We start from the raw sequence: 17654 nt of genomic DNA, 5'->3' as shown, positions 1-17654 counted from the left end.
TGTCAGGCCAATACGCGCACCGGATCAGTATTGCAGAAAATGATATACTGACCTGCGTTTTCGATCACATGAAATCCACGCCGCGCGACTTCTTGCAACAGGCGCTTGCGACCGATGATGCTGTCCACATCACAGGTTTGGCGGCGCACGATCCCGCCTTTCATCGCGGCTGGCGAGGTGAACAGCTGCATCAGCCAGGTTTCGGGGCGCGGAAAGGGGGTCATATCGGTCATACCGCCACTCTGCCAGCCGTAGATTAACGTGGGGTTAATCCGAGCGCAGCTGGGCCTGAAAATGCGTCAAAACATACACCCGGATTGCCGAAGCAAGACCAGCATCTACCCCGCGGGCTTCGTCCACCTCTGCAGCCAGTGCATTCAACGGCATCCCGCGCGCCTTTGCGATGCGACGGAAGGCGTCCCAGAACTCCGGCTCCAGCGACACCGATGTGCGGTGCCCGTGCAGGGTGAGGGAGTGTTTTTCCGGCCGTGCGCTCATGTCTTGTCCGGCTGCGTGTCACCGTCGCTCTGGTGGCCATCAAGGTCGCGGGCCGACTTCTCAGCCCGCGCTTGGTTTAGCTTTTTCTCGGCCAGCGTGCGCCCAAACTTTACTGCATTTTCATTGGCTTGGGCGCGCTTCTTCAAGCGCGCCTGCGCCTTGCGGTGTTTGGACAGGCTGACCGGTTTCCCCATCAGGCCTTGGGGCCGATCATCTGCTCGGGGCGCACGACCTTGTCGAAGGTTTCCGCGTCCACGAAGCCCAGAGCGATGGCCTCTTCCTTCAGGGTGGTGCCGTTCTTATGCGCGGTCTTGGCCACTTTCGTTGCGTTGTCGTAACCGATCGTCGGGGCCAGGGCCGTGACCAGCATCAGGCTTTCCTTCATCAGCTTGTCGATGCGGGGTTCGTTGGCTTGAATGCCGTTCAACATCCGTTCGGTGAAGCTGTCCGTCGCGTCGCCCAGAAGCTGGATCGACTGAAGCAAATTATAGCTCATCATCGGATTATAGACGTTCAGTTCGAAATGCCCCTGCGAACCGGCGAAGGTCATCGCCGCATTGTTGCCCATGACATGCGCGGCGACTTGGGTCAGCGCCTCGGCCTGTGTGGGGTTCACTTTGCCCGGCATGATCGACGAGCCGGGTTCGTTTTCCGGCAAGATCAGCTCGCCCAGACCCGAGCGCGGGCCGGAGCCAAGGAAACGGATGTCGTTGGCGATCTTATAGCAGCTGCCTGCCACGGTCGCCAAAGCGCCCGACATGAAGACCATCGCGTCATGGGCGGCCAGTGCCTCGAACTTGTTGGGGGCGGTGACGAAGGGCAGGTCGGTGATGCGCGCCATGTTGGCGGCAACCTCTTCGCCCCAACCAACCTTGGTGTTCAGCCCGGTGCCGACGGCGGTGCCGCCTTGGGCAAGCTCATAGATGCCGGGCAGGGCAAGCTTCACCCGCGCGATCCCTTGACGGATCATGTGGGCATAGCCCGAAAATTCCTGCCCCAAGGTCAGTGGGGTTGCGTCCTGCGTATGGGTGCGCCCGATCTTGATGATGTCTTTGAACTCAGCCTCTTTGGCCTCAAGCCCCGCCAGCAGTTTTTCCAGACCGGGCAACAGCACGTCGCGCACAGACATCGCGGTGGCGATGTGCATGGCGGTGGGGAAGGTGTCGTTTGACGACTGGCCCATATTGCAGTGATCATTGGGGTGGACGGGGTCTTTCGACCCGATCACGCCGCCCATGATTTCAATGGCACGGTTGGCGATAACCTCGTTGGCGTTCATGTTGGACTGGGTGCCGGACCCGGTCTGCCAGACGACCAACGGGAAGTTGTCGTCAAACTTGCCGGCGACCACTTCCGAGGCCGCCTGAATAACCGCGTCGGCAATTGCGCCGTCCATCGCACCGGATTTCTTGTTCGCTTCGGCACAGGCCTGTTTGATCACGCCAAGGGCGCGCACGATGGCGACGGGCTGACGCTCCCAGCCGATAGGGAAATTCATCAGTGAGCGCTGCGTCTGCGCGCCCCAATATTTGTCTGCGGGAACCTCAAGAGGGCCAAAGCTGTCGGATTCGGTGCGGGTCTGGGTCATATCTTGGCGCCTTTTCTGCATAAACCGACGCCGTTGTACCCTATTGTACACCAAGATCAATGCTGGTAGCGCCCGAACCGACGCCGCTTGCGCGGTTACTTGCGGAAACTGTCCAGGCTCACAATCTCGGCGTCGTGGTGATCTTCGCTGTCATCTTCGCCATCATCATTGGCGGTCGCCTCAGCTGCAGTCCCGCCAGCGTCGCGTTCGGGGTCTTCAACGGGGGCTGCTTCTTCTGCGATGTCGCTTGGGTCTGCCTGATCCTCTTCGCCTGCAATGTGCAGGTCCGGATGATGGGGGTCTTGCATTTCAAAGCGCAGGCCAAACTCGACCGAGGGATCGACAAAGGTGTTGATCGCATCATACGGAACATAAAGCGTCTCTGGCGCATCGCCGAAATTCAGCGTCACGCCAAAGCCATTCGCATCAACCGCCAGGTTTTCAAACCAGTGCTGCAACACGATTGTCATATCTTCGGGAAAGCGGTCCTGCATCCAGTCGGCAAGTTCAACGCCGTCGTGGCGGGTGTCAAAATTGATGAAGAAATGGTGTTGTCCGGGCAGCCCGTGTTCTGACACGTCCTCAAGCACCTTGCGGATCAGGTCGCGCATCGCGTCATGCATCAGGTTGCCATAGTCGATCTTGTCGGACATCAAAAATATCTCCCGCCGGTTTTGTCCAGAATAGGGGATTCGGGCGTGAAGAAAAGCCAAGAAGCACTTAGCCCGAGACGACGCCCAACCCAGCCCCCGCTGCGGCCATGATCAAAAGCGTAACCGGCAAAGCCAAACCGCGCCACAGAAGCAACACAGCCGCGAGCGCTGACAACGCCAGCGCTGCCAGATCCACGCTGTGCAGAACCGGAAGCGAGGTCGCGAACGGCGCAGGAGCGGGGGTCGTTTGGTTGAAAAACACATGCAGGGCAAACCACAAGGACAAATTGGCGATCACCCCGACCACAGCTGCGGTGATGGCAGACAGCGCCGAGGTCAGGCGCGGTCGCGTGGTCAACCATTCGACATGGGGGGCTGCGGCAAAGATCCACAGAAAGCACGGCACGAAGGTCGCCCAAAGCGTCATGAATGCGGCCGCCAGGGCAAGCCCCACGCCACCGACCCTGTGACCAGCCATGTAGCCCACGAACTCGGTCACCAAGATCAGAGGGCCAGGGGTGGTTTCCGCAAGACCAAGCCCATCCATCATCTGCGCGGGGCTGATCCAACCCTGCGTGGTCACGGCCTCTTGCGCCATATAGGCCAGAACGGCGTAGGCCCCGCCGAAACTGACCACGGCGAGCTTTGAAAAGAACAGCCCGATTTCGGCCAGCGTGTCCGCTCCGAACGCAGCCGCCGCAGCAATGGGAAGCCACCACAGAGCAAGCCAGATCGCAACCTGCATCAGGCTGCGCGGCAAGGAGGCGGGCTGCGTCTGAGCCTCGACCGTGTCTGCAGCCAGCTTGGAGCGAGCACCTCGATTGCGCACAAGGCCATAGCTGGCGGCCCCAAGGATCACCAAGGGGAAGGGCATGTCAAAGAGAAAGAGCGCGGCAAAGCACAGGATGGCGACGGACCAGTCGCCGGCATGTTTCAGCGTTTTGCGTGCCAGTCGGTAAAGCGCCTGGATCACCACGATGATGACCGCGGCTTTGATCCCGTTGAACACTGCCTCGACAATCGGGGTCTGGCCCCAGGTCGCATAGGCATAGGCAAGCGCCAGCATCAGCGCCGCCCCCGGCAGCACAAACAAAAGACCCGCGATCACCCCGCCAAGCACACCGCGCAACCGCCATCCGGCATAAGTGCACAACTGCATCGCTTCTGGCCCCGGCAACAGCATGCAAAACGACAGGGCGTTCAGGAACTGCCGCTCGTTCAGCCATGGTCGATTATCGACCAGTTCGCGGTGCATGACGGCGATTTGCGCGGCTGGACCGCCAAAAGACATCAGTCCGATGCGGGCAAAAACACGGGTAAGGTCAGCAATTGTCGGTCTCATGGCCGGATAGGGCCGCGTGGAACACCCGAAAGCAAGGGTCTTTTGGTGTTAGAGCCCCAGCCCTTCACCCGAAAGACATAACGCCAGGCTGTCTTTCGGAAGATATCCCAACTGTTCGAACAACGACAGAAAGTCGACCTGATTGTAGGCTTCGACGATCCGCCCATCGGTGACGCGTGCCATGATCTGACCGGACACCGCAATTGGGCTACGGTCGCGCAAGGCCACCGCTTGCGCTGTGAAAGTCGCCCAAGCCCAGTCGCCCATTTCAATGGCGCGTTCAAACTGCACGCCGGTTACGTCGATCTGGGCCAGTATTGCTTCGGCCAGAACGCGAAAATCCTCGGGCCCGACGGCGAAATCCATCATCCCCATGGCTTCGGTGTCAGGGGTGAACAGCAGGTTGATGGCTTCCAGATCCTGACGCACCCAGATGCGGTCATACCATTCATTCAAAAGCTCAAGGGATGTCTGGGTCATGCTCTGTCCGTTTGCGATGTTGTGGGCACCGTAGGCAGGTCGCCTTCCGGTTGCCCTGAAGGGCTCTTTGCGATCGCCACAGTTTAGGGTGCGACCCCTTAACGATGTGTGAGCAGGAGAGAAAAACTTCTGTTCTTCTGACGCCATCACGGGACAGACAGGTGGTGCAAGACAGTTTGGAAAGTGCAGGCTTCTGTTGCCAGGTGCCTGCGAACCCCGCCTTACGCTGCTAGGCGCAAGGGCTTAAATCGGCAACTCGAACTGCTTACGCAGCCAGAGCCATAGCCGGAGCTTTGTTGTCATTTGCAACTAGCTTAAATGTACCGATAACGGTGGTAACTCACCGAGACAAAGCAAACCCCTTTAGACGTCCGTCGATCCTATTTCGTCCCCATGATCCCCAAATGAAGGATGTTTGGTGGAGACGCCGGGTACCGCCCCCGGGTCCGATCCGCTTATTGCGAGCGCGTTTATGTCCATAGTCCCCGAAAGGACATTGCATATATAGGAGGTCTGCCGGTATTTGAAAAGGGGCGGGTGGCGAGCTTTTGTAAGGGGTTGGATGTGGTTGCGGACGGCGTTTTGATTTTCACCGGGGCGGTGCGCGCCATTGTGCAGCACGCGCGGTTCGCCGTTCTGATTTGCCTGCCATGGGTCGTGATCTCGGCTGCCGTCAGCTTTTGGCTCTACCGCGCCGAAGCCTTTGGTTCGCCGCTGATCCCACTGCTGGATATCGTTATGGTCCCGGTCATCGCTGTGTTGTGGCATCGGCATGTCCTGCCCGAGATGATGATCACGCCTGACCTGCGGCTGACCTTTGGCGATCTCGGGCGCTATACGTTCAAATGGCTCCTCGTTTCCTTTCTGGTCGGGCTGATTGCCGTCATGGGCCTTGTCGTGCTCGGGTTGGCGATGTCGATGATGCCGGGGGTGGATGGCTGGTTTGCGGCCTTTCTGGATGGCGCCTGGCTTGGCCTGTCGTTTGGGGCATTGCGCGACGGTCAGCTTGCGCCGCTTCTGGTCGGCGCGTTGGCCGTATTGCTGGGCTTTGTGGCAACTTATCTGGTGCACCGGATCAGTTACGTGCTGCCCCATGGTGCCCTGCGGCGCGAAACGATGTCCTTGCGCGACGGGTATCGCCGAACGGCCCCACTGGCCGGTCCGCTTGCGGTGACGTCGCTGATCGTGATGGCGGGAATGGCGGCGGTGTTTGGCGTGCAAGTCTGGCTGGGCGAGGTTTTGATGCAGGCATATGACGCCGACAAGATCAGTGTTGCGCGCTTTGATCTGTGGACGGCCTTGATCGAGGCCGTGTCTGTCGTCCTACAAACCCTGATCGGTGCCGCCCTGCTGACCGAGATCTATCGCCGCATTGGCGGCGCGCCACAGCCAGATCGTTAATCCGCGCGCTTTGATTGCAAGGCGCGGCTGCGCCCCAATTCGGCAGTATACGCCGCCAGATCGCCCAGAATGGTGGCGGCCTGATCGCCAACCTGCGCCTCGATCGCATCCGCCAACCTTGTGTGCAGCCCTACGATCCGCTCCCGATCCCTTTGAGTATAGGTGATCATGTTCATCAGGGGCTGCATGGCTTCAACCGCACCGGCCAGTTGATAGGACAGCACCGGGTTGCCCGCGCCATCGACCAAGGCCCGGTGAAAGGCCACGTCCGAGGCGCAGAAGGCCTCGTCGGTGAGGCCGGGCTGTGACTGGCGGTGGATTTCAGCGCGCATGGTCGCGAGGTGGTCGGGGGTGCGCCGCTGGGCCGACAGGGGTGCGCAGGAACGTTCCAGCGCATAGCGGGCCTCGCAGGCGGTCTCAAAATCGACCTCGTTCATCGAAAGAAGCAAGGTTGAGGTGGTGATCTGCTGGCCATACGCCTCTTCAAATGACATGCGGTTGACGAAGGCCCCGCCGGCGGCGCCGCGCTGGGTGCGGATCAGGTTCTGCGCGGCCAGACGTTTCAACGCTTCGCGAACTGTGGACCTTCCAACGCTGAATTTCTCGCACAGCTCTGCCTCAGACGGCAGGCGCTGATCGACCAGCAGGCTGCCGTTGATAATAGCGTCGCGAATGGCCTCGGCGATCTGGGCTGACAGGTCTTGGTTTTCGTCCAGATCGGTTTTCACGCGGCGTCACCTTTCAATTGTCTGACAATTCATTTGCCCGAACAGCAATTGTCAGACATTATCATTCCGACTCGCAAGATGGGGGAAGCATGTCCGTTTCGTCAAGGATAAGAACCATGAGCGCGCCGCATTGGCTGGCGCTGTTTGGGTTGATCCTTGTGGGGTGGGGGCTGCTTTATGCGATGGCGCTTCCGCCGGACTCGCTGGAATTGTCGCGCATCTATGGGGCGGACTTCTGGCGGTCGCTTTGTCTGGTTGAACCCGACAAGGCTGGGTTCCTTGGACTCTTCGCCATGTGGGCGGTGATGTCGGCGGCGATGATGGCCCCCACCGCCTTGCCGACCTTTGCCACATATGACGACATGATCGCCTCGGGCGCGGGGTCACGGCGCGGGTTTGGGGAATTGGTCTCGGGCTATCTGGTCATTTGGCTTGGCTTTGCCGTAATCGCTGCTGCGGGACAGTTGATGCTGTTTCGCGCGGGGCTGTTGTCGCCTCTGGGTCAAAGCATCTCGCCTTGGCTCACGGGTGCGCTGTTGATCGGGGCGGGGGCGTATCAGTTCTCGACCCTCAAGGACGCCTGCCTGTCCAAATGCCGCCAGCCGATGAGTTTCTTCATGCAATACTGGCGTGCGACGCGGTGGAACGACGCCGTGCTGGGCTTGCGCCTTGGCGCGCTCTGCCTTGGTTGCTGCTGGGCGCTGATGCTTTTGGGCTTTGTCGGCGGGGTGATGAACCTTGCCTTCATGGGGCTCGCCACTCTCATCATGATTTTTGAAAAACTGCCAGATCTTGGCCGCTATCTGACCCGCCCCTTGGGCTGGGCGCTGATCGCGGGCGGGGTCCTGGTGCTTGTCCAGGGAGGATAACATGGACGGAACACAAGTCGGTCAGGTCGAATGGACCATCAAAGGGGAGCTGATCCTCAACTGTAACTGCACGGTCTTTTGCCCGTGTGTGGTGAGCCTTGGCAAACACCCGCCCACAGAAGGGCATTGCCAGACATGGGGTGGGGTGCGGATTGATAGCGGGCAATATGGCGATATTGACCTGTCAGGCTTGAACCTTGGTCTGATGATCGAAATCCCCGGCAATATGGGGCGCGGCAACTGGAAGGTCGCGCTGTTCGTTGATGAGCGCGCCAGTGACGATGCCTATGAGGCGCTGGTCACGATCTTCTCGGGTGCCGCCAAAGGCACGACAGGGCTGTTCCAAATGTTGGTGGGCGAATTCCTTGGCGCAGAACGCCAACCGGTCACGTATGAGACCGAGGGCAAGACCCGCCACATCACGGTGGGGCGCAAGATCGACGGTGTGGTGCACCCGGTTGGCGGGGCGGACCCCGACGAGGATATTGTCATCCGTAACACCCAATACTGGATGGGGCCGGACATCACCGTCGCCACAGCCACAAAAGGCAAGCTGCGCGCGCATGGGCGGGTGTGGGACTTCGATGGCCGCTCGGCCGAGATTTGCCAGATCGACTGGAAAGGCCCCGGTCGCTAAGGCGGCCGGAGTTCTGGCACGGAAGCGCGACCCATGGCCCTGATCTCACCCTCACGCCGTTTGCGGCGCACGCCCTTCAGCCCCGGTGTCGAAGCTGCCGGGGTGAAAGGCTATACGGTTTACAATCACATGCTGCTGCCGACCGTTTTTCGGTCGGTGGAAGAGGATTATCGCCACCTGAAAGACGCCGTGCAGGTCTGGGATGTGGCCTGCGAACGGCAGGTCGAGCTGCGCGGCCCGGATGCCGCCCGCTTGATCCAGATGCTGACCCCGCGCGACCTGTCAAAGATGCAGGACGGGCAGTGTTTCTATGTGCCTATGGTGGATGAAACCGGGGGCTTGCTGAATGACCCTGTGGCGGTGAAGCTGGATGACAACCGGTTCTGGATCTCGATCGCGGACAGTGATCTTCTCTTTTGGGTCAAGGGGCTGGCCTATGGGTTTCGGCTGGATGTGCTGGTGGATGAACCCGACGTCTCGCCTTTGGCTATTCAGGGGCCGAAGTCCGACGATCTGGCGGCGGCTGTCTTTGGCGACGCGGTGCGTGATATCCGGTTCTTCCGCTACAAGCGGCTGGCGTTCCAAGGGCGCAGCCTTGTGGTGGCGCGCTCGGGCTATTCCAAGCAGGGCGGGTTTGAGGTTTACGTCGAAGGCGCTGACATCGCCATGCCGCTGTGGAACGCGCTGATGGAGGCGGGCAAAAGTATGGATGTGCATGCCGGCTGCCCCAATGGGATCGAACGGGTCGAGGGCGGGCTTTTAAGCTATGGTAATGACATGACCCGCGAAAATACCCCGCACGAGGCCGGGCTTGGGCGCTTTTGTTCGACCCAAAGCGCGCTGGGTTGTGTCGGGCGCGATGCGCTTTTGCGCGTGGCCAAGGAAGGCCCGGTGCAACAAATACGCGCGATCGAGATTTTGGGTGGCGTGCCCCCCTGTGATCGGGCGTGGCCCCTGATGGATGGGGATAAGCAGGTGGGGCAGGTGACTTCGGCCGCGAACTCGCCTGATTTCAACACCGGTGTCGCCATAGGTATGGTGCGTATGACCCATTGGGATACGGGCACCGAACTGGATGTGATGACGCCTGACGGGCCGCGTGCCGCGACCGTCTATGAGACTTTCTGGATATAGGGAAACAACGATGTTTAAAGCACTTGTGATGGAGCAGAATGACGACGGGCTGGCCTCGGCAGAGATCAAGGAACTCAGCGAGGATCAACTGCCCGAAGGCAACGTGACCGTCGCCGTCGAATACTCGACCGTGAACTATAAGGATGGGCTGTGCATGTCCCCCAAAGGCGGTGGGCTGGTGCGCAATTATCCCCACGTGCCGGGGATCGACTTTGCCGGCACAGTGGAAGCGTCCGACGACGACCGCTACACGTCCGGCGACAAAGTGGTGCTGACCGGCTGGCGCGTGGGCGAGGTGTCGTGGGGCGGCTATGCCCAGAAGGCCCGGATCGCGGCAGACAAGCTGGTGCCGTTGCCCAAGGGGCTGGACACGCGCCAAGCGATGGCCGTGGGCACGGCGGGGTTCACGGCGATGCTGGCCGTGATGGCGCTGGAAGATCACGGGTTGAAACCGGGGCAGGGACCGGTGCTGGTCACCGGGGCTGCTGGTGGCGTCGGCTCGGTTGCAACCGCCATTCTGGCCAATCTGGGTTACGAGGTCGCCGCCGTCACCGGGCGCCCCGATCAGGCGGACTATCTGAAAGGCCTTGGTGCCACCACTATCGTGCCGCGCGAAGAGCTGAACGAGACCGTCAAGCGCCCGCTTGAGGCCGAGACTTGGGCTGGTTGCGTGGATGCCGTGGGCGGCGACATGCTGGCGCGCGTCTTGGGTCAGATGAAATACGGGGCGAGCGTGTCGGCGGTTGGTCTGGCCGGTGGCGCTGGGCTGCCTGCCACCGTCATCCCGTTCCTGTTGCGTGGTGTGAACCTGCTAGGCATCGACAGTGTGATGCAGCCTTACGAGAACCGCTTGCGCGCCTGGACACGGATTGCGAGTGATCTGCCGATGGACAAGCTTGAAGCGATGGTCCAACCCGCAACGCTGGCGGACCTGCCGGGCCTTGGCGCGGATATCCTGAAAGGTCAGGTCAAGGGGCGCGTGGTTGTCGATGTGAACGGCTGACGGCTGTTGTGACCACCCGCCATGTGCCTCTGCATGAGGCGGTTGGTCGCGGTGCGAAATGACGCATTCTTTTCTTGGAATGTAAGGCCTAGGTCATGTGGTGAGGCGCACAGCCTCGCCCGCTCCGTGTCTGTTCGACGCCGGGCCGGGTTCACCCGTTTTCAAGGATAGATCACATGACCAAATTCTCGATCAAAACCACCCTGACCGCCGCCGCCCTTGGGCTGGCGGCGTTTGCTGGCACGGCCCATGCCGATGAAGCGGACACGCTTGTCACGATCCTGACCGCGCCCGAAGCCCAGACCCAGATGATGGCCATGGTGCTGACCATGAAATCTGCCGAACAAGGCGCCATGCCTCATGTGATGCTGTGCGGTCCCGCTGCTGATCTGGCGCTGAAAGAGGCCCCTGAAAGCGCGACCGCCCCGCAAAAACCGCTGGGCGTTGGTCCGCAACAACTTGTGCAAAAGATCATGGGCCTGCCCGGTGCCAAGGTTGAGGTTTGCGCGATCTATCTGCCCAACAAAGGCGCTGGGCCCGAGGTGCTGCTTGACGGTGTCACCGTCGCTGCGCCCGACGCCATGGCTGCCGCGATGCTGGACGCTGATGCGCGGATGAGCTTCTAGACCCAGAACGCCCGTCGCCTTGACCGCGTGTCTGGCGGGGTAAGACAGGCCAAAAGGTCAAGCTTATCGGGCACAACAAAGAAACAGCGCCCGCGGGATCTTCCGCGGGCGCCTTTGGTTGCGCGCTGGCCCACTTGGAGTGGCCAGTGCCCCGTCAACCTTGCTTGACTTCAACCTTCTTGGTTTTTTGCTGCTCTTTGGCGGGCTTCGGAATGGTCACGGTCAAAACGCCGTTTGCGACGCCTGCCTGCACCGTTTCAGGATCAATCTCGAAAGGCAGGCGAGTCATCCGCTGGAATGCACCAGAACTTCGTTCGATCCGATGAAATGTCCGACCGTCTTTCTCGGTCGTCTCATCTTTCTCGGACTTTTTCTCGCCCCTGATCGAAATCTTGTCGCCCGTGATCTCGACATCGACATCTTTCATTTCGACGCCCGGTAACTCTGCAGTGATGCAGATTTCCTTGTCGGTTTCGCTGACATTTGTGCGCAAAGAGAACCCGGACACGCGGGCTGGGAACCCCTTGTCGAAATCCTCAAACAGCGTATCCACCTGCTTGCGTAAGGCATGAAACGGGCTGTCCTCGTCTTCGCCCCAGTCGCCCCACATCTTCGGAAGCCATTCACGTTGTGACATTGTTTCCTCCTTTCAGGTTAATCTTCAGACAATGCAATTATTGTATATCAATTCGCCTGAAATCGCCTTGATCTGCGTCAGACCTACGCGCTCCGGCTGCAGGTCTGGTGTCGCCCAAGCGATCTGACAAGGTCGCAGGCGCGACGCGCCGCAACCCTGCGCTGGGAAATCCGAAAAGCCACCTGTCCGGCCAGAGCCCCGAAGGTTTTGGGTCGGTGTCAGAGATGTCCGGAAGGGGGCTGTTTGCGAGTTCGAAGCTTTTCGGTGTAGCGTGGCCCTGCGAACCGGTTCGTGAAAACCTCGTTGTGGCCCCGACTTCGGGGTCATCAAAGTTCGTTGCCCTTGGCCGGGGGGGAACTGACGCCCATGGATTGGGGCACACCCCAACCAAAGAAAAAAGGGAGGGACATGTGTTTAATCGGATCATGGTTCCCGTCGATCTTGCCCATGCGGACAAGCTTGAAAAATCCTTGACCTGTGCGGCGAAGCTTGCCGCGCAATATGGGATCGAAGTGTGTTACGTCGGCGTAACCGCCGAAACGCCTTCGCCTCTTGGGCACAATCCCAAAGAATACGATGAAAAACTTGCGGCATTCGCTGCAGAGCAAAGCGCAAAACACGGCCACGCCGCAGTGCATAAATCCATGCTGAGCCACGATGTCGTGACAGATGTCGATGATGCCTTGATCGAGGCGGTCAAAGAAACGGGCGCGGATCTTGTGGTCATGGCGACCCATGCACCGGGCCTGTTGGATGTCATTTGGCCATCCAACGGCACCAAGCTTGCCGCACACACCAAGGCATCGGTGTTTCTGGTCCGCTGAACGCGATGCGATCAGAAACATGTCAGAAACGAATATAGGAGGCCGTGATGGCTGAATCCAGCGAACCACAAGGCATACCCGAGCCCGAAGGGGCGTATGACATCATCGATACCGATTACGAAATTGGTCAGGACAATATCCAAACGCAAATGGGCCCGTTCGGGCTTGATATTCACAACCCGGTCTTTCTGATCTCGGGTCTGTCAATCGTCGCATTCGTTTTCTATGCGCTTGCCCTGCCGGAACAGGCAGAAGCGATCTTTGGCGCGATGCGACCGTGGCTCACGTCGAATTTCGATTGGTTCTTCTTCAGTGCCGGCAACTTCTTTGTGCTTTTCTGCCTGTTTCTGATCGTAAGCCCGTGGGGCGGCGTGCGATTGGGCGGAGAGGACGCGACACCCGACTATGGCTATGCTGGCTGGTTTGCCATGCTGTTTGCCGCAGGCATGGGCATCGGGCTGATGTTCTATGGCGTTTCCGAACCGATGAGCCATTTCTCTTCCTCACTTGGCGGGACGGCAAGTGAAGGCGGTGCGCGCACCGACTGGGCGCCCTTGGGGGCGGCTGCGGGCGATCAAGAGGCCGCAATCAAGCTGGGCATGGCCGCAACGATCTATCACTGGGGGCTACACCCTTGGGCGATGTATGCTGTTGTCGCGCTCGCTCTGGCGCTGTTTTCCTATAACAAAGGGCTGCCGCTTACCATTCGCTCGGCGTTCTACCCGATCTTCGGGGAGCGGGTCTGGGGCTGGACCGGCCATGTCATCGACACGCTTGCCGTGTTTGCCACGTTGTTCGGTCTGGCCACATCGCTTGGCTATGGCGCGACACAGGCGAATGCTGGTCTGAACGAGCTGTTCGGCGTGCCCATCGGCACCACAACGCAAGTCATCTTGATCACGTTGATCACCGCGGTGGCCCTTGTGTCGGTCGTCCGCGGCTTGGATGGCGGGGTCAAGGTGCTGTCAGAACTGAATATGGGGCTGGCCTTTTTGCTTCTGTTCTTCGTTCTTCTGGTTGGACCGACCGTCGCGATCCTGACCCTGTTTTGGGATTCAATCGTCAGCTATTTCGCGAACATCGTTCCGTTGTCCCAACCCTTCGGACGCGAGGACGCGAATTATTCGCAAGGCTGGACCGCGTTCTATTGGGCGTGGTGGATTTCCTGGTCACCCTTCGTCGGCATGTTTATCGCCCGCGTTTCGCGTGGCCGCACGGTGCGTGAATTCATCATCTGCGTGCTTCTGATCCCGACTTTTGTCTGTGTTCTGTGGATGGCCGTCTTTGGTGGCACCGCGATCACCCAATTCGTTCAGGACGGGTATCAGGCTGTCAACGAAGCCCCGCTGGAACTGAAGCTGTTTGCCATGCTCAAAGAGCTTCCCTTTGCACAGATCACCAGCTTCATCGGCATCGTGCTTGTCGTCGTGTTCTTCGTGACCTCGTCGGATTCCGGATCGCTGGTGATTGATACGATCACAGCCGGCGGCAAAGTTGACGCCCCGGTCCCGCAGCGTGTCTTCTGGTGCATCTTCGAAGGTGCTGTGGCGATTGCATTGCTGATCGGTGGGGGGCTTGGATCCTTGCAGGCGATGGTGATTTCGACGGGTTTGCCCTTCACACTCGTGCTGTTGCTGATGTGCTGGTCAATCCTGCGCGGGCTGATGGCCGAGAAACGCTAACCACCTAAGATCAAACGAAAGCCCCGCCGGATCGCTCTGGTGGGGCTTTTTTCTTGACCAGGGCAAAGGTGACCCCTAGCGATGGGGCTGCTTTTCGATGTGGTCCGCGCGCGGGTTACGTCAACCGTCGCCGCGCCCTTGCGAGGGGCGGGCGTTTCAAATTGCAAGGAGCTTTGGCGTGGCCGAACTTGATATCAACTGGGTGCGGGCGCAGTTTCCCGCTTTTGCCGAGCCAAGCCTGCAGGGGCAGGCGTTCTTTGAAAACGCGGGCGGGTCATATACATGCAAGCCCGTAATTGACCGGCTGACCCGCTTTTACCATCAACGCAAGGTGCAGCCCTATGGGCCGTATGAGGCGTCGCGGCTGGCGGGCGAGGAAATGGACGAGGCCCGCAGCAGGCTGGCCGCCATGTTGGGCGTGGCCACGGATGAGTTGAGCTTTGGCCCCTCGACCACCCAGAACACCTATGTTCTGGCACAGGCCTTCCAGCAGCACCTCGCGCCCGGCGATGCCATCATTGTCACCAATCAGGACCACGAGGCCAACACAGGCCCATGGCGGCGACTGGCCGACGAAGGGGTCGAGGTGCGCGAATGGCAGCTTGACGCCGAAACAGGCCAGTTGTCCCTTGCCGATCTTGCCGACCTGCTGAGCGACGCCAAGGTCAAGCTGGTCTGCTTTCCCCATTGTTCCAACGTGGTCGGAGAGATCAATGACGTCGCCACCATCTGCGCCATGGCAAAGGCCGCAGGGGCCTATAGCTGCGTCGACGGCGTCAGTTATGTCCCACATGGGTTTGTTAACGTGGACACGCTGGGCGCGGATATCTATCTGTTCTCAGCCTACAAGACCTATGGGCCGCATCAGGGGCTGATGGTCATCCGCCGCGCCTTGGGGGAGGTGCTGCCCAATCAGGGGCATTTCTTCAATGCGGGCGCGCTTTACAAGCGGTTCACCCCTGCCGGACCTGACCATGCGCAAATCGCGGCCTCGGCCGGCATGGCAGATTATGTCGACGCTCTGGCCGACCATCACGGGCTAAGCGGGGACACGGCCGGGCGAACCGCCGGGGTCCATGATCTGCAACGCGCGCACGAGGTGAGACTGTTGCAACCCCTTCTGGACTATCTGTCTTCGAAAAACTCGGTGCGCGTGTTGGGGCCGTCACAGGCGGAAAACCGCGCGCCGACGGTTGCAATGGCAGCGCAGGTGCCGGGCCTTGTGCTGGCACAGAAACTCGCGGCCCATGGCATCATGGCCGGCGGCGGAGATTTCTATGCTGAACGCGCGTTGCGCGCGCAAGGGGTCGATCCTGCAAACGGCGTGCTGCGGGTAAGCTTCACGCATTACACGACAGAGGCGGAAGTGACGAAACTGATCACTGCGCTGGATCAGGTGCTTTAAGTTAATAGCTTAAAAACATGAAGTTGGCGGCGCTTTTTGATCTACTTTTTAGGTGCCCTGAAACAGGTGCGACTGGCAATTTATTGCGCCAGATGCTGGCAATCTTCTGCACGCGCAGGGACCGTTTTGCACCCTATTGCCTGTTGCCCCGCTGGCCCTGCGCGGGCGAATAGCGCGCTTGAAAAGGCCAACATCGCTTGCCTTGAGACGGTGCGAAACGCGGTTGCGCGTGTGCCCGCCGCCTTCGCATCCGCAGCGCATATGCGCTGCATCTGCATGGCAACCATCTTGCCAGCCCGGCCAACGAGGGCCTAGCCTTTCCCTGTCAGGGCCAGACCATGGGGGGCGCGATGATCCTGAAAAGCACATCGGGGCAGGATGGACTGCCTCGTTATTTCCCAAGCGTTTTTGACGCCGCGTGTCGGATGAACCGCGGCCGTCTTGATTTCGTTTTGCCCGACGGGCGCCGCTTTCGTGCGGACGGGGCGCATCCGGGCTATGTGGCTGAACTGTGCGTGCATGATCCCGACGTCTTTGCGCGCTTGATCCGCGAAGGCGATCTTGGCTTTTGCGACGCCTATATCGACGGTGGCTGGTCCACACCGGATTTGCAGGCGTTTCTGGATCTGCTGCAAGATGACAATGACATGCTGTATGACGGCTTTCCCGGCCAGATATTCCTGCGCGCCTATGAACGCATGCGCCATCTGATGAATTCCAACAGCAAGAAGCGGGCCAAGAAAAACATCAGTTACCACTATGATCTGGGCAATGATTTTTATGCGCTTTGGCTGGATGACACGATGACCTATTCCTCGGCCCTGTTCAAAAGCGGACAGGACAGTCTTGAGGCGGCGCAAGCGCAGAAATATGCCTCGATGATCGACCAGATGGGCGTGGGTCCGGGCGATCATGTGCTGGAAATCGGCTGTGGTTGGGGCGGATTTGCAGAACATGCCGCGCGCCGTGGCATCCGCGTCACGGGTCTGACAATAAGCCAGGAGCAACATGACTTCGCGGTCGAACGCATCCGCAAGGCCGGCTTGTCGGATCTGGTCGACATCAAGATGCAGGACTACCGCGACGAGACGGGACGCTATGACGGGATCGCCTCAATCGAGATGTTCGAGGCGGTGGGCGAGAAATACTGGCCGGTCTATTTTGGCACCCTGCGAAAGTGCCTGCGCCCCGGCGCCCAAGCGGTCCTGCAGATCATCACGATCACGGAAAAGCGGTTCGAGACCTACCGCAAAGGCGTTGATTTCATACAGAAATACATCTTCCCTGGCGGGATGCTTCCGTCAAAGACCGCGTTGCGCGCCGAGGTCGAGAAGGCCGGGTTGGCTTTCCGTGATCAGATCACGTTCGGGGAAAGCTATTCGATGACGCTCAGGCGGTGGCACGATGTCTTCAACGCCCAATGGGCGCGCGTCGCCACGCTGGGGTTTGACGACCGTTTCCGCCGCATGTGGAACTTTTATCTGACCTCCTGCGCGGCGGCGTTTCATTCGGGCAATTGCGATGTGGTGCAGGTGACGCTCAAGAACCCGGCCTGACGGGAACGCCGGTCAGACGGCTCATGGAAGCGTGGCGTCAGGACAACATTGCGCAACTTCGCGCCAAATGCGCCATAAAATGGCCATACCCCCCTGAGAAAAGTGCCTGAAAAAGCGTCGCATGCGCAGGAGAGACCCATGCCCACAGCCGCGAAACTTGTTGCCGCGATTATCCTGGCCGTCACTGGCTGGTTTTGTGCCGAAATGATCAAACCCCTGATGGAAGAGGGGCGCGACCTGTCCAAGTTTTCGCCGATCTGTGCCGCGATCGGGTTGGCGGTGGGCTGGAAGTTCCTTGGCCCGCGTGCAGATCGACGCCTTGGCAGCGTTGGCGCGAATGCGGTGACGACGACGTTGGTGCAGGTCGGCGTGACGCTGTTCGTGTTTGCCTTTGCCCACATGATCGGGGAAAGCATGCGAAAAGCCTATGATGGGCCGGTCGAAGCGGTGCAGGACATCTTTGTCATCGGGACCGAACTGTTTTTGGAATATTTCACTGGCGAGGTCATTGCCACGGCCGTTCTGGGCGGCGCGATCGGCGCTTGGTGTGCGTTCCGGGCGGCGCGCGCGTGGGGCTGACCCCGTGAGCGC

20 protein-coding genes and 1 other RNA gene are annotated in these 17654 nt (G+C 59.9%); 11 read left to right on the top strand and 10 right to left on the bottom strand.

Annotated elements, in window-relative coordinates; translation table 11 throughout:
- Positions 1–2: 2 nt before the first annotated feature.
- From ACXYMP_RS07425 to ssrA, 8 genes are all read right to left on the bottom strand, one after another.
- Positions 3–233, bottom strand: coding sequence for an N-(5'-phosphoribosyl)anthranilate isomerase (locus tag ACXYMP_RS07425; protein ID WP_298566057.1), 231 nt, complete (start codon positions 231–233; stop codon positions 3–5).
- 34 nt (positions 234–267) lie between these two features.
- Positions 268–498 carry a ribbon-helix-helix domain-containing protein gene (locus ACXYMP_RS07420; RefSeq protein ID WP_298566058.1) on the bottom strand — a complete coding sequence of 77 codons (231 nt, stop codon included), beginning with the start codon at positions 496–498 and terminating at the stop codon, positions 268–270.
- The gene (locus ACXYMP_RS07415) at positions 495–692 is read right to left on the bottom strand and encodes a DUF4169 family protein (protein ID WP_298566059.1); all 198 of its coding nucleotides are present in this window, start codon (positions 690–692) and stop codon (positions 495–497) included. Before ACXYMP_RS07415 ends, ACXYMP_RS07420 begins: the two co-directional genes overlap by 4 nt.
- Complete coding sequence (gene fumC / locus ACXYMP_RS07410) at positions 692–2086, bottom strand: class II fumarate hydratase (RefSeq protein WP_298566060.1); 1395 nt, start codon at positions 2084–2086, stop codon at positions 692–694. Before fumC ends, ACXYMP_RS07415 begins: the two co-directional genes overlap by 1 nt.
- Positions 2087–2181: 95 nt before the next feature.
- Complete coding sequence (locus ACXYMP_RS07405; RefSeq protein WP_298566061.1) at positions 2182–2739, bottom strand: SspB family protein; 558 nt, start codon at positions 2737–2739, stop codon at positions 2182–2184.
- Positions 2740–2806: 67 nt separating this feature from the next.
- Positions 2807–4081, bottom strand: a complete 1275-nt coding sequence (gene chrA, locus ACXYMP_RS07400; protein ID WP_458905410.1) for a chromate efflux transporter — start codon at positions 4079–4081, stop codon at positions 2807–2809.
- Positions 4082–4129: 48 nt separating this feature from the next.
- Entirely contained in the window at positions 4130–4561 is a 432-nt protein-coding gene (locus ACXYMP_RS07395) for a nuclear transport factor 2 family protein (RefSeq protein WP_298566063.1), read from the bottom strand.
- Between the two features lie 182 nt (positions 4562–4743).
- Positions 4744–5095: a transfer-messenger RNA gene (gene ssrA, locus ACXYMP_RS07390) on the bottom strand.
- Between the two features lie 3 nt (positions 5096–5098).
- Between ssrA and ACXYMP_RS07385 the strand changes: the two genes are divergently transcribed.
- Positions 5099–5962 (top strand): hypothetical protein, encoded by an 864-nt coding sequence (locus ACXYMP_RS07385; protein ID WP_458905408.1) that lies wholly within the window; start codon positions 5099–5101, stop codon positions 5960–5962.
- Here ACXYMP_RS07385 and ACXYMP_RS07380 read toward each other — a convergent pair.
- Positions 5959–6690, bottom strand: a complete 732-nt coding sequence (locus tag ACXYMP_RS07380; protein WP_458905406.1) for a FadR/GntR family transcriptional regulator — start codon at positions 6688–6690, stop codon at positions 5959–5961. The genes ACXYMP_RS07385 and ACXYMP_RS07380 overlap by 4 nt on opposite strands.
- Positions 6691–6806: 116 nt before the next feature.
- Between ACXYMP_RS07380 and ACXYMP_RS07375 the strand changes: the two genes are divergently transcribed.
- The 5 genes from ACXYMP_RS07375 (at position 6807) to ACXYMP_RS07355 (ending at position 10959) form a co-directional block, all read left to right on the top strand.
- Complete coding sequence (locus ACXYMP_RS07375; protein ID WP_458905404.1) at positions 6807–7559, top strand: DUF2182 domain-containing protein; 753 nt, start codon at positions 6807–6809, stop codon at positions 7557–7559.
- 1 nt (position 7560) lies between these two features.
- The gene (locus tag ACXYMP_RS07370) at positions 7561–8196 is read left to right on the top strand and encodes a DUF1326 domain-containing protein (RefSeq protein ID WP_248365620.1); all 636 of its coding nucleotides are present in this window, start codon (positions 7561–7563) and stop codon (positions 8194–8196) included.
- Positions 8197–8229: 33 nt separating this feature from the next.
- Positions 8230–9330 carry a dimethylsulfoniopropionate demethylase gene (locus tag ACXYMP_RS07365; protein ID WP_458905401.1) on the top strand — a complete coding sequence of 367 codons (1101 nt, stop codon included), beginning with the start codon at positions 8230–8232 and terminating at the stop codon, positions 9328–9330.
- 10 nt (positions 9331–9340) lie between these two features.
- The gene (gene acuI / locus ACXYMP_RS07360) at positions 9341–10333 is read left to right on the top strand and encodes an acryloyl-CoA reductase (RefSeq protein ID WP_458905399.1); all 993 of its coding nucleotides are present in this window, start codon (positions 9341–9343) and stop codon (positions 10331–10333) included.
- A 176-nt stretch (positions 10334–10509) separates the two neighbouring features.
- Positions 10510–10959: a hypothetical protein gene (locus ACXYMP_RS07355; RefSeq protein ID WP_458905397.1), complete on the top strand. Its 450-nt coding sequence runs from the start codon at positions 10510–10512 to the stop codon at positions 10957–10959.
- A gap of 154 nt (positions 10960–11113) precedes the next feature.
- Here the strand turns inward: ACXYMP_RS07355 and ACXYMP_RS07350 are convergent, their stop codons facing one another.
- Entirely contained in the window at positions 11114–11596 is a 483-nt protein-coding gene (locus ACXYMP_RS07350) for an Hsp20/alpha crystallin family protein (protein WP_298566070.1), read from the bottom strand.
- A 410-nt stretch (positions 11597–12006) separates the two neighbouring features.
- Here ACXYMP_RS07350 and ACXYMP_RS07345 point away from each other — a divergent pair, with 410 nt between their 5' ends.
- The 5 genes from ACXYMP_RS07345 to ACXYMP_RS07325 all read left to right on the top strand — a co-directional run bounded on the left by ACXYMP_RS07345 (position 12007) and on the right by ACXYMP_RS07325 (position 17642).
- Entirely contained in the window at positions 12007–12420 is a 414-nt protein-coding gene (locus ACXYMP_RS07345) for a universal stress protein (RefSeq protein WP_458905394.1), read from the top strand.
- 47 nt (positions 12421–12467) lie between these two features.
- Positions 12468–14102, top strand: a complete 1635-nt coding sequence (locus ACXYMP_RS07340; RefSeq protein ID WP_298566072.1) for a BCCT family transporter — start codon at positions 12468–12470, stop codon at positions 14100–14102.
- Between the two features lie 178 nt (positions 14103–14280).
- Entirely contained in the window at positions 14281–15507 is a 1227-nt protein-coding gene (locus ACXYMP_RS07335; RefSeq protein ID WP_458905392.1) for an aminotransferase class V-fold PLP-dependent enzyme, read from the top strand.
- A gap of 350 nt (positions 15508–15857) precedes the next feature.
- A complete protein-coding gene (locus ACXYMP_RS07330; protein ID WP_298566074.1) occupies positions 15858–17063 on the top strand; it encodes an SAM-dependent methyltransferase in 1206 nt (401 codons plus the stop codon).
- 138 nt (positions 17064–17201) lie between these two features.
- Positions 17202–17642, top strand: coding sequence for a TrgA family protein (locus tag ACXYMP_RS07325; RefSeq protein WP_298566075.1), 441 nt, complete (start codon positions 17202–17204; stop codon positions 17640–17642).
- Positions 17643–17654: the final 12 nt, after the last annotated feature.

This window comes from Aliiroseovarius sp. CAU 1755, assembly GCF_054482655.1.
The sequence above is the reverse complement of the archived record's forward strand: the minus strand, read 5'-3'. Positions and strand labels throughout refer to the sequence as shown.

What these genes read in the sequence shown, in the direction of transcription:
- ACXYMP_RS07355 (WP_458905397.1), top strand. Translation starts at nt 10,510, where the DNA reads ATGACCAAATTCTCGATCAAAACCACCCTGACCGCCGCCGCCCTTGGG.
- ACXYMP_RS07370 (WP_248365620.1), top strand. Translation starts at nt 7,561, where the DNA reads ATGGACGGAACACAAGTCGGTCAGGTCGAATGGACCATCAAAGGGGAG.
- acuI (WP_458905399.1), top strand. Translation starts at nt 9,341, where the DNA reads ATGTTTAAAGCACTTGTGATGGAGCAGAATGACGACGGGCTGGCCTCG.
- ACXYMP_RS07425 (WP_298566057.1), bottom strand. Translation starts at nt 233, where the DNA reads ATGACCGATATGACCCCCTTTCCGCGCCCCGAAACCTGGCTGATGCAG.
- ACXYMP_RS07340 (WP_298566072.1), top strand. Translation starts at nt 12,468, where the DNA reads ATGGCTGAATCCAGCGAACCACAAGGCATACCCGAGCCCGAAGGGGCG.
- chrA (WP_458905410.1), bottom strand. Translation starts at nt 4,081, where the DNA reads ATGAGACCGACAATTGCTGACCTTACCCGTGTTTTTGCCCGCATCGGA.
- fumC (WP_298566060.1), bottom strand. Translation starts at nt 2,086, where the DNA reads ATGACCCAGACCCGCACCGAATCCGACAGCTTTGGCCCTCTTGAGGTT.
- ACXYMP_RS07325 (WP_298566075.1), top strand. Translation starts at nt 17,202, where the DNA reads ATGCCCACAGCCGCGAAACTTGTTGCCGCGATTATCCTGGCCGTCACT.
- ACXYMP_RS07415 (WP_298566059.1), bottom strand. Translation starts at nt 692, where the DNA reads ATGGGGAAACCGGTCAGCCTGTCCAAACACCGCAAGGCGCAGGCGCGC.
- ACXYMP_RS07330 (WP_298566074.1), top strand. Translation starts at nt 15,858, where the DNA reads ATGATCCTGAAAAGCACATCGGGGCAGGATGGACTGCCTCGTTATTTC.
- ACXYMP_RS07375 (WP_458905404.1), top strand. Translation starts at nt 6,807, where the DNA reads ATGAGCGCGCCGCATTGGCTGGCGCTGTTTGGGTTGATCCTTGTGGGG.
- ACXYMP_RS07395 (WP_298566063.1), bottom strand. Translation starts at nt 4,561, where the DNA reads ATGACCCAGACATCCCTTGAGCTTTTGAATGAATGGTATGACCGCATC.
- ACXYMP_RS07405 (WP_298566061.1), bottom strand. Translation starts at nt 2,739, where the DNA reads ATGTCCGACAAGATCGACTATGGCAACCTGATGCATGACGCGATGCGC.
- ACXYMP_RS07350 (WP_298566070.1), bottom strand. Translation starts at nt 11,596, where the DNA reads ATGTCACAACGTGAATGGCTTCCGAAGATGTGGGGCGACTGGGGCGAA.
- ACXYMP_RS07365 (WP_458905401.1), top strand. Translation starts at nt 8,230, where the DNA reads ATGGCCCTGATCTCACCCTCACGCCGTTTGCGGCGCACGCCCTTCAGC.
- ACXYMP_RS07420 (WP_298566058.1), bottom strand. Translation starts at nt 498, where the DNA reads ATGAGCGCACGGCCGGAAAAACACTCCCTCACCCTGCACGGGCACCGC.